This is a genomic window from Muriicola sp. (assembly GCF_041567615.1).
Taxonomy (GTDB): Bacteria; Bacteroidota; Bacteroidia; order Flavobacteriales; family Flavobacteriaceae; genus Muriicola.
This window is the reverse complement of sequence record NZ_JBFGBM010000046.1, coordinates 1-14830: the sequence shown is the minus strand read 5'-3', so window position 1 is coordinate 14830 and position 14830 is coordinate 1. Positions and strand designations below refer to the sequence as shown.

Sequence of the window (14830 nt, the reverse complement as noted above, 5' to 3'; positions counted from 1 at the left end):
TATAATGGGCTCACTGGAACGAAGATTACAAGCATTTGTTAAACTGGGACACTTCCTCAGGGATTTCAGGCTGGATGACTCGTCTTCTGGAACCTCTGACGATGAATTTACCCGGGCAGTGGAACGGGCTGGCAGCCGTAATGGCTGGTTTACGCGCGAAAACCTCCGGCACGCTCTCTCGGCCTGGGGCAAAGAGCTCACCGAGGAAAATCTGAGGACCTGGATTTCAGATTACGAGACCCCCCAAAAAGACCCCAAAGTAGTGGCAATCATCATGGCCGGGAATATACCCCTGGTAGGGTTTCACGATCTGCTCTGCGTACTGATTACAGGCCACAGGGCCCTGGTTAAATTAGCCTCCGGAGATACTGAATTACTGCCTGCGGTGATAAAAAAACTGGAAGGCTTTGAACCAGAATTAAAGGGCAGCACGGAATTTTCAAAAGGAGTGATGAAGGGGTTCGATGCCGTCATAGCTACGGGAAGCGACAACACTTCGAGGTATTTCGAATACTACTTTGGAAATAAACCTCACATCATCAGGAAGAACCGAAACAGCGCGGCAGTGCTAACAGGGGATGAATCCCAGCAAAAATTACGCGCTCTCGGGGAGGATATCTTCAGGTACTTCGGTCTGGGCTGTCGTAGCGTGAGCAAATTGTTCGTACCAGAGGGATATGATTTTCAAGCCCTTTTTTCTGCCCTGGAACCCTTTGAGGACATTAAAGACCACCATAAATACCACAATAATTACGACTACAACAAGGCGGTCTACCTGATGAGTGAATTCCCGTTTTTGGACAGTGGATTCCTTATCCTTAAGGAAGACTCCGGGTACGCCTCCCCTATCGGGGCGGTCTACTATGAGACCTATGCTTCATTGGAGGAGGTCAAAGAAAAACTCAATTCGGATCGCGAAAAGATCCAGTGCCTGGTCTCAGAGGGGTTTTTAGCCGGGGAAGTTCCCTTTGGACAGACGCAGAATCCTTCCCTCTCCGACTATGCCGACGGGGTGGACACTGTTGAATTCCTGTTAAAAACCTGAAACAATTATTCGGGATTTGCCCTGCCTATCTCGGGTTAATTTTCGACCTTTACGGCTGCAAAAAAGTACCCTGACGTATGAAAAAACACAATTTTAGTGCCGGTCCCTGCATCCTGCCGGCTGAGGTCATGAAAAAGGCCTCTGATGCCGTGCTTGAATTGGATGGCATTGGGCTCTCCCTCATAGAGATCTCACATCGAAGCAAAGAATTCGTAGCGATCATGGAAAAGGCCCGGTCCCTGGCCCTGGAACTCCTGGGCCTCGAAGGTAAAGGGTACCAGGCCCTGTATCTGCAGGGAGGCGCTAGCCTGCAGTTCCCGATGTTGGCCTATAACCTGCTGGAGAACAAGGCAGGTTACCTCAATACCGGAACCTGGAGCTCCAATGCCCTGAAGGAAGCGAAATTCATTGGGAACGCAGTGGAGGTTGCCTCTTCCAAGGATAAGAACTTCAACTATATCCCCAAGGGTTTTGATATTCCGGGCGACCTGGATTACCTGCATCTCACCTCGAACAACACCATCTTCGGTACTCAGATCAAGGAATTCCCTTCAACGAGTGTACCCCTGGTCTGCGATATGAGTTCTGACATATTTTCCCGTCAGCTCGATTTCTCAAAATTCGACCTGATCTATGCCGGGGCTCAAAAGAATATGGGTCCGGCCGGAACGACCCTGGTCGTCATCAAGGAAGACCTCCTCGGCAAGGTGACCCGTAAGATCCCTTCCATGCTCAATTACCAGGTGCACATAGGGAAGGACAGCATGTTCAACACCCCGGCCGTATTCCCGGTCTACGTCTGTATGCTCACCCTCCAATGGCTGAAGGACATGGGGGGCATAGCCGCTATAGAGGAGATCAACGAGAAGAAGGCCAAGCTCATTTATTCTGAGATCGATCTCAATCCCCTGTTCCAGGGATTCGCCGCCAAGGAGGACCGCTCTAACATGAACGCCACATTTACGCTCAAGGATGAAAAACTCAAAGACACCTTTGATGCCATGTGGAAAGAAGCAGGGATCAACGGTTTGAACGGCCACCGGTCGGTCGGAGGTTACAGGGCTTCCATGTACAATGCCCTGACCCTGGAGAGTGTGGGTGTGCTGGTAGATGTGATGAGCGACCTGGAAAGGAAAGCCTGATGGGGCCCGGGAAAAGAATCTGAATTGAATAATCGTATTTATGAGTAAAAAGATCCTTGCCAACGATGGCATTTCAAAAAGTGGAATAGAAGCACTGCAATCCGCAGGTTTTGAAGTACTGACCACGAATGTGGCCCAGGAACAACTGGTTGCATTCATCAACGAGGAAAACGTTTCGGGGCTGCTGGTACGCAGTGCGACCCAGGTGAGAAAAGAGTTGATCGATTCCTGCCCCGGGCTAAAGCTTATCGGCCGCGGCGGGGTCGGGATGGACAATATCGATGTAGAATACGCCAGGGAAAAAGGATTACACGTGATCAATACCCCCGCGTCCTCTTCCGCCTCAGTGGCCGAACTGGTATTTGCCCACCTGTTCGGGGGGGCTAGGTTCCTCTACGACGCCAACCGGAATATGCCCCTTGAAGGCGATAAGAATTTCAAGGGCCTGAAGAAGAGTTACGGAAAAGGCACGGAATTGAGAGGAAAGACGCTGGGCGTGCTGGGCTTTGGAAGGATAGGTCAGGCAACCGCAAAGATCGCCCTCGGGATTGGGATGAAGGTTATGTACTTCGACCCCAACCTGCAGGAGGCCGAGATCAGTATTTCGTTTTACGACGATCGGTCCATGTCCTTTCCCCTGAGATCAAGCTCCAAGGAGGAAGTCCTCAAAGCCGCGGATTTTATTACCCTCCACGTTCCTGCTCAAAAGGACTACGTGATCGGGAAAGCAGAATTCGGAATGATGAAAAACGGGGTCGGCCTGGTAAATGCGGCCCGTGGAGGTGTCATTGATGAGGTCGCCCTTCTGGATGCCATCGACCAGGGTAAGATCGCCTTTGCAGGCCTGGATGTATTTGAAAGTGAACCCCATCCTGAGGTACGTATCCTGATGCACCCAAAGATCTCTCTTTCGCCCCATATTGGTGCAGCTACGGGGGAAGCTCAGGACAGAATCGGAACTGAGCTCGCTGAGCAGATCATCAAGCTCCTCAACTAGATGGAAAAAATAGTATCTTACACTTAAAACCTATAAAATGTCAGGATTATTAGATTTACTGGGCGGACCTCTGGGTAAACAGCTCATCGACGGAGTGTCGGAACAGACCGGGCAGCCTTCAGACAAAACAGCAGATGTATTGAGTATGGCCATGCCGCTGTTGCTGGGAGCCATGAAGAAAAATGCCACTGATCCCCAGGGAGCATCAGGCCTGATGAACGCTCTGGATTCAAAACACTCAGGGGGAATACTGGATAATTTAGGCGGGCTATTCCAGGGAGGAGTCAATGCCTCTGTCCTGGAAGACGGAGCAGGGATACTCGGCCATGTACTCGGAAACAAGCAGCCCCTGGTAGAAAACGCCCTGAGTCAGAAATCCGGCGTGGATGCAGGTTCGGTGGCCCAGATCCTCAAGATCGCTGCCCCGATTGTCATGGGATACCTGGGAAGGCAAAAGGCACAGAGCAATGTGAGCGATGCCAACGGGCTGACTACTCTGCTGGGATCTATGCTCGGCGGGCAGCCCAAACAAAACCAAAGCCTGATCACCAGCCTGATCGACGCAGACGGGGACGGCAGTGTCCTAGATGACGTGGCAGACATGGTGCTGGGAACCAAAAAGAAAAAAGGCGGACTGGGGGGAATGCTGGGTGGTCTTTTCGGCAAATAAGCATAAATCACCTAACGTATTTTAACAGGACCACCGGGACAACCCCGGTGGTTTTTTTGTATCTTCTAGATATGAGAAATAAAGTGAGAAATTGGTTCTTGAGACCGGCAATCCTGTCTTTAATCTCCCTCTTGGTTGTGTTGATGAGTTGTGGAGGTTCTAAAATGAAATCATCCGTTTCGGAACAGGAGCGCATGGCCTTTAACGCCACAAAGGCAGATACTGTAGAAATCTCAGACAAAGAATCCAATTACGAGATCATCATCATTGAGCCCGGTTTCAATGTCTGGCTGCAGGCGGTTGCCCGTCCTCCCGGGTATTACTCCCAAACCTTCCTGGAAAACCGAAACAGGTTGTTCGTGATCGAATGGAACAACAGGGTGATCAATACGCTGCAATTCGACCCTCAGCTTTATCAGCTGCAGATCGACTACGACCCCCTGATAGACTACGGATACGACGTGAACTACAAACTTTACAACTACTTTATTTACTTCCAGCGAAAATACAACCAGCGGCTCGGACCTTTTGCGCCACGTATTTAATTCCATACCTTTGCGGCCTTAATTGGGTAACGTGACAAGCAGATTGAAGAAATATTGGGGAATTACCTCCAATTGGCAATTACTGGTCATCTTCTGGGTTTTTGCCATCACAGGCTCGGCATCGGTCTATGTTGCCAAGCCTTTTCTGAACTTTATAGGACTTTCCAGGGAAGCCTTTCCCGATGCGTGGTGGAGCGGCTGGATTTACTGGACCCTGAGAATTTTGCTGATTTTTCCCTTTTACCAGGTCTTACTGGTGTTCTTTGGATGGCTCTTCGGCCAGTTTACATTCTTCTGGAATTTTGAGAAAAAGATGCTCAGCAGGATGGGCTTAGGACGATTTTTTTCCTAGAGCCTCAGTTTCAGGACTGAATAATTTCTTTTGATTTCTTTTTCGACAAAACAAAGGTGTAGATCCACATCAGGGTAAAGCCGGGTATAACGTCGAGCCCGGGCAAAAGTTCCTCCACAAAGGTCACAAAACCCGCTATTTGACCTATCCGACCCTTGTACATACGGGTCATGAGCCAGGCGGCAACAGGAGCCCAGATCACGTCTGAGAATTCCCCTATTCCCGGGATGCTGAAGGAAAGCATTCCGATCCCGTCAAAGAGGAGGCCCAACAAGAGGTATTTTACTTTTGACCCCGAATTCATAGGGTAAAAATAAAGAAAACCCGACTGTCAGCACAATCGGGTTTCAGTAAATCTTTCACTCTTATTCTCAGGACAACCTTGAACTGATCAGTTTTAAAAATTCATTCCTGGTCTCAATCTTTTCGAACTGCCCCCGGAATCCGGAAGTAGTGGTCACTGAATTCTGCTTCTGTACCCCGCGCATCATCATACACATATGGGATGCTTCTATCACTACGGCGACACCTTTCGGTTTGAGGGTGTTGTTGATACATTCCAAAATATCGTGGGTAAGCCTCTCCTGTACCTGCAGCCTCCTGGCAAAAACATCGACCACCCTGGGGATCTTGCTCAACCCGACGATATAACCATCAGGAATGTAAGCGATGTGAGCCTTTCCGTAAAAAGGCAACATATGGTGTTCGCAGAGAGAATACACCTCGATATCCTTTATGATCACCATTTCGTCGTATTCCTCGGCAAACATGGCGCTTTGCAGGATCTTTACGGCATCCTGCTTATAACCCTGAGTAAGGAAGAGCATAGCCTTTGCTGCCCGCTCCGGGGTTTTTAACAGGCCTTCCCTTTTGACGTCCTCCCCAATCTCATCGATGATCTTCGAGTAACGTTCCTTTACCTCGTTGGTAATGTTCATGTTGTATTCTTCAAGGTTCTGATAAGGTGCCATAGGAAATTATTTATGGGTAAGCAGAAAAACTATTTTGTTTAGTATTTGATTCATAAACCTAAACAAAAGTAATCAATTCTGGGTCTGTTCCTTAACTTTAACGTATAATTAGCAGTATAAAAGGGCTCTGACTGTAACAAATATAAGTCCGTTTAAGCACCCAGCCAATCGCCCTGCCCCTGAACTGTTATTTTGTAATGAACGCGCTTATGTGTACTTTCGGGCCTCAAAAGGTTTTGGATGATCACCGCCAGGAATATTCAGAAATACTACGGCTCCCTCCAGGTCTTAAAAGGCGTTGACCTCCACATAAACAAAGGAGAAGTAGTGTCTGTCGTTGGGGCATCCGGTGCCGGTAAAACCACCTTGCTGCAGATCCTTGGGACACTGGATCGCCAATCCAATCCCGGCGATAGCGATTTAAAAGTTAGCGGGGTGGATGTCACTTCCCTGGGCGATAAAGCCCTCGCCAAGTTCCGGAATGAACACATAGGATTCATCTTTCAGTTCCATCAGCTACTACCGGAATTTACAGCCCTGGAAAATGTTTGCATCCCGGCTTACATTAAAAAAACGCCCCCTGGGGAAGCTGAAAAAAGGGCCGCGGAACTTCTGAATTTCCTGGGGCTGGGAGAACGCCTGCACCACAAACCCGGTGAACTGTCTGGAGGAGAACAACAAAGAGTGGCCGTAGCAAGGGCCCTGATCAACAATCCCTCTGTGATCCTTGCGGATGAACCCAGCGGAAATCTCGACTCCGAAAGCGCTGAGATCCTACACAAGCTTTTCTTCCGGCTAAGGGAGAAATTTGGACAGACCTTTGTCATCGTAACACATAATGAGGAACTGGCTGATATGGCCGACCGCAAACTGACCATGATTGACGGCATTATCGTAAATCAATGATCTTAAAACACCTTTGGGCTTTTTCTAAAACTCCGAAATATACTCCTTACCGGGGGCTGACAACTGATCTGAAAATAAAGGTCGTGCTTTCAGCTGTCGGCTGGAATCTCCTTCTCGGAATCGGTCTGGCCCTATTGACGGAAGGCTTATTCACCGTATTGGACATGGATATGGGCAAGCACCGGACGGTAGACATGTTCTCGAAATACACCCTTCCGCAGGTTTTTTTGATGATGGTGATCCTGGCTCCTGTGATAGAGGAGTTCCTTTTTCGTGCCCCTCTGATTTTCTTCAGGAAGTCTGCCCTCTTTCCATGGGTGTTTTATATATCGTGTATCATTTTTGGTATGGTGCATCTCGGCAACTTTGAAGACAGCAAATACCTGCTTCCCTGGGCACCCCTGCTGGTCGCCCCACAGACCCTGATGGGATTCTTCCTGGGGTTTCTGAGAGTAAAACTGGGCCTTGTATACGCCATCCTGATGCACGCCTTCCATAACGGCGTCCTTTTCTTCCTCGTTTCCCTAACCGAGCTGCCGTGAAGAAGAAACAGCAGGACATCCGAGAACTCAGAGAATTCCTCGACCTTAAGGTAGAGCAGTATAATCGTCCGGAGTTCCTGGCCAGCGACCCTATCCAGATCCCGCACAGGTTCCGCGAGAAAGAGGATATTGAGATCAGTGGGTTCCTCACGGCCACCATTGCCTGGGGTAACAGGAAAAGCATTATCAGCAATGCCAGCCTGCTCATGGACCTTTTGGATCAGGCTCCCTATCAGTTTATCATCCAACACCAGGAGTCGGACCTAAACGGCCTTGATGACTTTGTGCACCGCACATTCAACGGTACCGATCTTCGGTATTTTATCCGGGCCCTGCAAAATATATATACCCATCATGGAGGGATGGAAGCAGTTTTCACCCGACACTCCGGTGAGCAATCTCTTCAACAAGACATTTCAGCTTTCCGCACGATCTTCTTTACGCTGGATCATGAAAAACGCACCGAGAAACACGTCTCCGATCCTTCCCGGGGATCTGCAGCCAAAAGGATCAATATGTTCCTGAGGTGGATGGTACGCGACGCGAGAACGGGAGTTGATTTCGGCCTCTGGAAGTCATTGAAACCCTCTCAGTTATCCTGCCCTCTGGATGTGCATTCAGGAAAGGTCGCGCGTAAACTGGGCCTGCTGACCAGAAAACAAAATGACGCCAGGGCGGTTCAGGAACTCGATGAAAACCTGAGACGTTTAGATCATCGGGACCCGGTGAAATACGATTTTGCCCTTTTTGGACTCGGTGTTTTTGAAAAATTCTAACTCCTATCTCCCAACTTTAATGGGTTATTGAAATCGAGGCAGATCGATGGGTCCTTTTCAATTCTATCCCGTCCATACCCCAATAAAAAGAAATACTATATACTATAAATGGCATATAATTAGCTATTATCTAATAGATTTAATTATCAGTTAGATTATTATTTATTTTTTAACATTATAGTTAATATATTAACAATTCATGTGACGAGGTATGACTCTTGAAGGAAAATTCTTATTTTTAAGGTACAACCTGACTAATTGCTGTTATGCTGAACTCATTCGGTGACAATGGTAAGTAGTTATTCTATCCAAAAAAACAGGGATTATCTGGAAATGATCGTGGAGGGAACCTATGATTACTGGGAGTTCCTTGAATATCCGCGATTCATCAGGAATTCCTGTGACGAACACCGTTGCTCCAAGGTCTTGATAGATGTAACTCCTGTGAAAGCTCAGGAGGTATCCCTCATAGAGCTGTTTTTCCTGGGAGAACAGATTGCAAAAGTGGTCGGTGATAAGATCATGATCGCTTTGCTCTGGAAGCGGGAATCCCTTTCAGACTTCCTGGTGGATGTCGTTACCAACAGGAATACCCAGCTAAAAGTGTTCGACGACTTGAAGATAGCCCGTTACTGGCTTACCCGGAAATACTGATCCTCTTTAACTTAGCCCCATTTTTCCCAACTCCAGCGGTATGGGACGGTTGCCCTCGGCAATAGATCTGTAGATCGCCTCAATGATGATCATATCCCGTTTTCCCATCTCACCCGGCGCCTTGTTAACTGAACCGTACAGGACATGGCGGGCAAAATCGTCCATTTGAAGTTTTTGCTGAGACTCATGCGGAAATTGTATGGGACCATTTGCGGATTCCCCGGCAAGGGGCCCGTATGTATTGGCCGGTTTCAATGAGAACCACCCGCCTGAACAGGACGCGTAAAGACTATTCGCATGGGTGTTGTGAGAGGTAAACACGGTGCCTGTTGCCCCTCCCGGGAACTGAAACTGGGCGGTTATGGTCTCATCGGTGTCCTTGAAATAATCCGGACGAGTACTGAATTCCTGGGCCGTTACTTTTACCGGGTTTTCCCCGGTGGCATAGATAGCGCTCTGAATGCTGTACACGCCCATATTCATCAGTGCGCCTCCCCCGGATAAGGCCCTGTTGAGTCGCCACTGATCCGGATTGCCGGCAGATCGGTAAGCTGCCTCGGCGTTTACATACAACGTCTTTCCAAAAGTCCCTTCTTTCACAAATCGTTTTACTTCCTGTGTATAGGGTTCGGAATGCAGGCGATAGCCTATTCCCAGTTTAACCCCTGCCTTTCGGCAGGCTTCTATGATGGCCTCGCATTCGGCCACTGAAATGGCCATGGGTTTCTCACAGATGACATGTTTACCGGCCTGTGCCGCCCTGATGGAGAATTCGGCATGCATGCTGTTCGGCAGCACCACATAGACAATGTCAATTTCATTGTTGTCTGCGATGGCATCAAAATTTTCGTAGTTGTAAATATTCCTGCCAGGCATTCCGTATCTCTCCGCCCAAATCTTTTCTTTGGCCCTGGTTCCCGTGACAATGCCCGCCAGGTGGCAGTACTTTGTCTGCTGGAGAGCAGGCGCGAGCTGATAAGTGCTGTAACTGCCAAGACCCACCAGCGCAATCCCCAGGGATCCCTCCCTTTTTTTGGGCCCGGCCATAGCACAAGCAAGAGGGGCCGATGAGAGAAGGGCCGTACCCGCAATTCCCTTTGAAAGTCTTTCGTTGAATTGCCTTCTGGTTATTTTGTCCATTTGGTTCCGTTTTATGCAGTACACGGGAATGAGGTATTAAGTTACTAAAAGAAGAAGGATGTTAACCTTAGGCAACCGTTTATTTTTACCTCTGAAAATTGCTATTTTTAGACGCCAAAAAATAAAAGATGAAAAAAATAGTATCTCTAATTGTTATCTCAGTATTCAGTTGCCTGAGTTTATTTTCACAAGAACGCTCCATCCCGGTCGACACTACCGTGACTACCCAACACAATGTAACGGTAAACGGGAACACGTTCGGCTATACGGCAGAAACAGGAACACAGCCCGTTTGGGACGAACTGGGAAAACCCATTGCAACCCTTCACTATACGTATTACACACGTAATGATGTCAAAGATCGCAGGTCAAGACCCTTGCTGATCTCTTTTAATGGCGGACCTGGTTCAGGCTCTGTCTGGATGCACCTGGCCTATACAGGACCGCGCGTGCTGAACATTGATGATGAAGGATATCCCGTACAGCCCTACGGTGTAAGTCAGAATCCCTATTCCGTGCTCGACGTGACCGATATTGTCTATGTAAATCCGGCAAACACAGGGTATTCCCGTACGATTCCCGAATCGGGCAAAGAGGTCGATCGCAGTAAATTTTTCGGTATCAATGCAGATATTAAATACCTGGCAGAATGGCTGAACACCTTTGTGACACGTCACAATCGCTGGAGGTCTCCAAAATATATAATAGGCGAAAGCTATGGAGGCACCCGCGTAATGGGGCTATCCCTGGCCCTTCAAAACCAGCAATGGATGTACCTTAACGGCGTCATCATGGTAAGTCCGGCAGACTATAAGGTCCTGCGCACAGGCGGACCTGTCAGCGATGCACTCAACCTGCCTTATTACACCGCTGCTGCCTGGCATCACAAAGCCCTTCCGGCTTCTCTTCAGGGCAAGGATCTGCTTGAGGTCCTGCCAGAATCAGAGGACTTTACCGTCAATACTCTGATCCCTGCCCTGGCCAAAGGAGGTTTTATAGATCAGGCAGAACGCGATCGCGTAGCGGAGCGCATGGCCTTTTATTCCGGCCTTTCCAAAGAGGAGATCCTGACGCGGAACCTTGTGGTCCCGACCTCCTATTTCTGGAAAGCCCTGCTGAGGGATCGTGGATTTACCGTGGGCAGGCTTGATAGCCGATACCTGGGGATCGACCGTCAGATCGCGGGCGAGAGACCGGACTACAATTCGGAGATCACCTCCTGGCTGCACAGTTTTACCCCGGCCATCAACTACTATCTTCAGGAAGAACTCAAGTTCAAAACCGATATCAAATACAATATGTTCGGGCCCGTTAGGCCCTGGGACAACGAAGATGACAACACCCGGGATAATCTCAGGCAGGCTATGGCTCAGAATCCTTATCTGAACGTGCTTATACAGAGCGGCTATTACGACGGGGCCACCACGTATTTCAACGCCAAATACACCATGTGGCAGGTGGATCCCAGCGGAAGGATGAAGGACAGGTTTGAGTTCAAGGGCTACAGAAGCGGTCATATGATGTATCTCAGGAGGGAAGACCTGAAGCAGGCCAATGATGATATACGCGCCTTTATTCTCAGAACACAAGCCAACGGAAAAAGCGCGAAATACTGATCCTGACCCACAGTCATTTCCGGATTTCCATTAATTTCGGTACTCCATGAAGAAACCTTTACTATTCCTTCCTCTGGCTGTGCTGCTTTCAGTAAATCTGGCAGCCCAGGACTGGGCTCAACTGAACACATTTCGTTCTGCGAACAAAACCTTGGAAAAATCGATGAAAAAAGAAGACAGGGTCGTATTCTTTGGAAATTCTATCACCATAGGATGGCTTCAAACCATGCCCTCGTTTTTTGAAGGGAAACCGTATATCAACAGGGGTATTGGCGGACAGACAACTCCTCAAATGCTGGTGAGGTTCAGGCAGGATGTGATCGACCTCAAACCGGAAGTGGTCGTAATACTCGCCGGAACCAATGATATTGCGGGAAACACGGGTCCGATGACCCTGGAAGAAACCCTTGGCAATCTGATCTCCATGACGGAATTGGCAAGGTCTAACGGCATCGCAGTAGTCCTGTGCTCTGTCCTGCCGGCTTCTGACTATCCCTGGAGGCCGGGAATGAGACCGGATCTTAAAATACCTGAGCTCAATACCATGATCCACGAATACGCTGATCAGGCCGGGGTGGTCTATCTCGACTATTTCAGTGCCATGGCCAATGAGAGCAAAGGGCTGGACCCCGAACTTGCCCATGACGGGGTTCATCCCACAAGAAAGGGCTACGAACTGATGGCCCCGCTTGCGGAATCTGCCATAGAGAAAGCCTTAGCGCAATCTGAATAGACAAAATACGCATCCTGTTTTCACCTTGGCATACAGGGATTGAGCAGCACTATTTCTTCTTCTGCTAAAGAGGGATGCTAACCCTGAATGTCCTTTTAAGATCCGATTCACGCCTGCAAAACTTTGATTATATTTGTCAAATGAATTTGGGACATGCTATTTAAATACCCCCAACTCCTCTGGTCGCTCTGGCTGCTTTTCATTCCCATCCTCATCCACCTATTACAGCTCCGGAAGTTTAAAACCACTCCCTTTACCAACGTAAGACTGTTAAAGAAGGTAAAGGCCAAATCACAGAAGTCCCAAACCCTTAAGCGGTGGTTGCTGCTGATTTCCAGACTAGGACTGCTGGCTGCATTGATCCTGGCCTTTGCACAACCCTATACGGCCAGCAGATCGGCATTCAAAAAGCAGGAATTAGTGATCTATCTCGATAATTCCTTCAGCATGCAGGCCAGGAGGAATCAAAATTCACTCCTGGAGGAAGCCACACAGGAATTGATCCGCAACCTCCCCAAGGAAACTACTTTTTCACTTTTTACAAATGATTCCGAATACAGGGATGTGACCGTAGACGAAATTAGAAACGTGCTCCTTCAACTCAATTTCTCTTCCAATCAGCTCAATCTCTCGGAGATCGGATTAAAGGCCAATTCCTATCTAGGAAACGGACCCGATGCCCTTAAAAGCCTGGTTGTCATTTCGGATTTTCAGGAATCCCTTGAGGGCATCAGGGATGCCGGGAGGACAGAAGCCGATATCTATTTCATTCCCTTCAGGGCAGAGGAGGTAAGAAATGTCTCCATCGATTCAGTCTTTCTCGAGACGACATCGGGAAGTATTAACAACCTGCATATTACCATCTCAGGGAATTACGATTTCGGGTCTATCCCGGTATCCCTTTTTAACAGGGGTTCCCTGATCGCGAAATCTGCCGTTACCTACAAACCGGAGGGTACTTCTGAACTTGTTTTCTCCCTCCCCGGCGAAGAAAATATCGAAGGTAAGGTCTCCCTCACGGATACCGGCCTCGCTTTTGACAATGACCTTTATTTCAACATCAACACACGGGAAAAGATCCGAGTCCTTGGAATTGGTGCAAATGATGAATTTCTTATCAGATTGTTCGATCAAAATACCACACAATATAGGTCGGTTACTTCCTTGGATCAGGCCAGTACGCTTGTTCCCGATCAGGACCTGGTCATACTCAACCAGCTCAATGCCCTTCCGGCGGGGACCTTGGATCTCCTGAGGGAGTACGTAGACCGGGGAGGCAGCCTGGTGCTGATCCCCTCCATGACCATGAATACGGGGGAATTCAACCGTCTTTTGGGCTTTTACGGCTTATCTCTGGGAAAAAGGGTGCAGACTCCCCTTGAGGTCACAGATATCAATTACGCTCATCCCCTTTTTAAAGATGTCTTCAGAGAAGAGGTCAGAAACTTTCAGTATCCCTCTGCAAAGGAATACTTTACCTTCAATGGGCGGGCAGATAAAATACTGGGCTTCTCCAACGAAGCGCCCTTCCTGACCGCCAAGGGTAAATGCTATGTCTTTACCACTACCCTGGCGCCTGATAATACCAATTTCACAGCTTCTCCCCTGGTGGTCCCGACACTTTATGCCATGGCCATGCGAAGTCGCAGTTTACCGACCCCCTATTATCTTTTGGGCTCAGAAAGTTCGGAGGATGTGGCCGTGCAGTTGGGAAAAGACCGAATCCTAAGCTTAAAAAAAGGAGACTTGGAATTTATACCCCGGCAACAATCGGTGGGACGGAATACCAGACTCTGGTTTTCCGATGCTCCCCCGGAAGCAGGTACCTACGTACTTGAGAATGCGCCAGTGAACAGGTCATTCAGCTTTAATTTCCCGAGGAAGGAGAACGATCTAAAATACCTCGATCTCGATGTAACGGGAGAAGGTACTGCCTTGATGGACTCCATTTCCGAAATGTTTAAAAGGTTTGAAAATGACAGCAGGGTGACAGGCCTTTGGAAATGGTTTGTTATTTTAGCGGTGCTGTTTTTACTGGCAGAGATTATCATTCAAAAGGCAATGAAATGAACATTCTTCTCAAATCGGCTCGTATCCTGGACACTCACAACCAAAGCCTTCACGGTAAAGTCAGGGACATATGGATCAAAAACGGACGTATAGAGAAGATAGCCTCTTCGGTAAATCCGGAGGCAAGGACTAAGGTAGTTGAACTTTCCAACCTCCATGTTTCCCGAGGCTGGATAGACAGCAGTGTCAGCTTTGGCGAACCCGGATACGAGGAGAGGGAGACCCTCGCGCATGGGGCAAGAGTAGCTGCGTTGAGCGGTTTTACGGATGTTGTTCTCAATCCGAATACAAATCCGATACCGGACACCAGCGGGGACATCGTTTTCATCAATAAGACAGCAGCCGGAAAAGGGGCCCGGGTACATCCTATGGGTGCCTTAACACGCGCATCTGCCGGTTCGGACCTCTCGGAAATGTATGATATGAAGAAGGCCGGGGCCGTAGCTTTCTATGATTTCAAATCCCCCATTCATCAATCCAATCTCCTGAAGATCGCCCTCCAATACGCCCAGGGTTTTGACGCTTTGGTACTCTCCTTCCCCATGGACGCCTCCATCGCGGCCACAGGGACGGTGAACGAGGGAAATACTTCCACCTCCCTGGGATTAAAAGGCATCCCCGCCCTGGCAGAAGAGATCCAGATCGCAAGGGATCTGTATATACTGGAATAC

The 14830-nt window shown here is 48.7% G+C and carries 17 protein-coding genes; 14 read left to right on the top strand and 3 right to left on the bottom strand.

From position 1 onward, the window contains the following. The first annotated feature begins 4 nt into the window (after positions 1-4). The 6 genes from ABYP73_RS04945 (at position 5) to ABYP73_RS04920 (ending at position 4751) form a co-directional block, all read left to right on the top strand. Entirely contained in the window at positions 5-1045 is a 1041-nt protein-coding gene (locus tag ABYP73_RS04945) for an acyl-CoA reductase (RefSeq protein WP_372973622.1), read from the top strand. A gap of 77 nt (positions 1046-1122) precedes the next feature. After that, entirely contained in the window at positions 1123-2187 is a 1065-nt protein-coding gene (gene serC, locus ABYP73_RS04940; RefSeq protein ID WP_372973621.1) for a 3-phosphoserine/phosphohydroxythreonine transaminase, read from the top strand. A gap of 40 nt (positions 2188-2227) precedes the next feature. Further along, positions 2228-3184, top strand: a complete 957-nt coding sequence (locus tag ABYP73_RS04935; RefSeq protein ID WP_372946033.1) for a D-2-hydroxyacid dehydrogenase — start codon at positions 2228-2230, stop codon at positions 3182-3184. Between the two features lie 37 nt (positions 3185-3221). Further along, on the top strand, positions 3222-3854 hold the full coding sequence (locus tag ABYP73_RS04930) for a DUF937 domain-containing protein (RefSeq protein WP_372973620.1): 633 nt from the start codon (positions 3222-3224) through the stop codon (positions 3852-3854). 164 nt (positions 3855-4018) lie between these two features. Further along, the gene (locus ABYP73_RS04925; RefSeq protein ID WP_372946035.1) at positions 4019-4399 is read left to right on the top strand and encodes a DUF6146 family protein; all 381 of its coding nucleotides are present in this window, start codon (positions 4019-4021) and stop codon (positions 4397-4399) included. Positions 4400-4430: 31 nt separating this feature from the next. Then, positions 4431-4751 (top strand): DUF6787 family protein, encoded by a 321-nt coding sequence (locus ABYP73_RS04920; RefSeq protein ID WP_372946036.1) that lies wholly within the window; start codon positions 4431-4433, stop codon positions 4749-4751. Positions 4752-4761: 10 nt separating this feature from the next. On the opposite strand, the gene ABYP73_RS04915 is transcribed toward ABYP73_RS04920, so the two are convergent. Further along, positions 4762-5055, bottom strand: coding sequence for a hypothetical protein (locus tag ABYP73_RS04915; RefSeq protein ID WP_372946037.1), 294 nt, complete (start codon positions 5053-5055; stop codon positions 4762-4764). A gap of 67 nt (positions 5056-5122) precedes the next feature. After that, on the bottom strand, positions 5123-5722 hold the full coding sequence (gene folE / locus ABYP73_RS04910; protein ID WP_372946038.1) for a GTP cyclohydrolase I FolE: 600 nt from the start codon (positions 5720-5722) through the stop codon (positions 5123-5125). Positions 5723-5962: 240 nt separating this feature from the next. Here folE and ABYP73_RS04905 point away from each other — a divergent pair, with 240 nt between their 5' ends. The 4 genes from ABYP73_RS04905 to ABYP73_RS04890 all read left to right on the top strand — a co-directional run bounded on the left by ABYP73_RS04905 (position 5963) and on the right by ABYP73_RS04890 (position 8600). Beyond that, entirely contained in the window at positions 5963-6628 is a 666-nt protein-coding gene (locus tag ABYP73_RS04905; protein ID WP_372973619.1) for an ABC transporter ATP-binding protein, read from the top strand. Between the two features lie 83 nt (positions 6629-6711). Continuing rightward, the gene (locus ABYP73_RS04900; protein WP_372946335.1) at positions 6712-7170 is read left to right on the top strand and encodes a lysostaphin resistance A-like protein; all 459 of its coding nucleotides are present in this window, start codon (positions 6712-6714) and stop codon (positions 7168-7170) included. Further along, positions 7167-7946, top strand: a complete 780-nt coding sequence (locus ABYP73_RS04895; RefSeq protein ID WP_372973618.1) for a TIGR02757 family protein — start codon at positions 7167-7169, stop codon at positions 7944-7946. The genes ABYP73_RS04900 and ABYP73_RS04895 overlap by 4 nt, the downstream gene beginning before the upstream one ends. 288 nt (positions 7947-8234) lie before the next feature. Then, positions 8235-8600, top strand: a complete 366-nt coding sequence (locus tag ABYP73_RS04890; RefSeq protein ID WP_372946333.1) for a hypothetical protein — start codon at positions 8235-8237, stop codon at positions 8598-8600. Positions 8601-8606: 6 nt separating this feature from the next. Here the strand turns inward: ABYP73_RS04890 and ABYP73_RS04885 are convergent, their stop codons facing one another. After that, the gene (locus ABYP73_RS04885) at positions 8607-9740 is read right to left on the bottom strand and encodes a Gfo/Idh/MocA family protein (protein ID WP_372973617.1); all 1134 of its coding nucleotides are present in this window, start codon (positions 9738-9740) and stop codon (positions 8607-8609) included. Between the two features lie 128 nt (positions 9741-9868). Here ABYP73_RS04885 and ABYP73_RS04880 point away from each other — a divergent pair, with 128 nt between their 5' ends. The 4 genes from ABYP73_RS04880 to ABYP73_RS04865 all read left to right on the top strand — a co-directional run. Next, complete coding sequence (locus ABYP73_RS04880) at positions 9869-11356, top strand: S10 family peptidase (RefSeq protein WP_372973616.1); 1488 nt, start codon at positions 9869-9871, stop codon at positions 11354-11356. Positions 11357-11402: 46 nt separating this feature from the next. Then, positions 11403-12089 carry an SGNH/GDSL hydrolase family protein gene (locus ABYP73_RS04875; protein ID WP_372973615.1) on the top strand — a complete coding sequence of 229 codons (687 nt, stop codon included), beginning with the start codon at positions 11403-11405 and terminating at the stop codon, positions 12087-12089. A gap of 153 nt (positions 12090-12242) precedes the next feature. Next, complete coding sequence (locus ABYP73_RS04870; RefSeq protein ID WP_372973614.1) at positions 12243-14159, top strand: BatA domain-containing protein; 1917 nt, start codon at positions 12243-12245, stop codon at positions 14157-14159. After that, positions 14156-14830: dihydroorotase family protein (locus ABYP73_RS04865; protein WP_372973613.1), on the top strand; the 675-nt coding region annotated here is incomplete at its 3' end. The genes ABYP73_RS04870 and ABYP73_RS04865, both read left to right, overlap by 4 nt.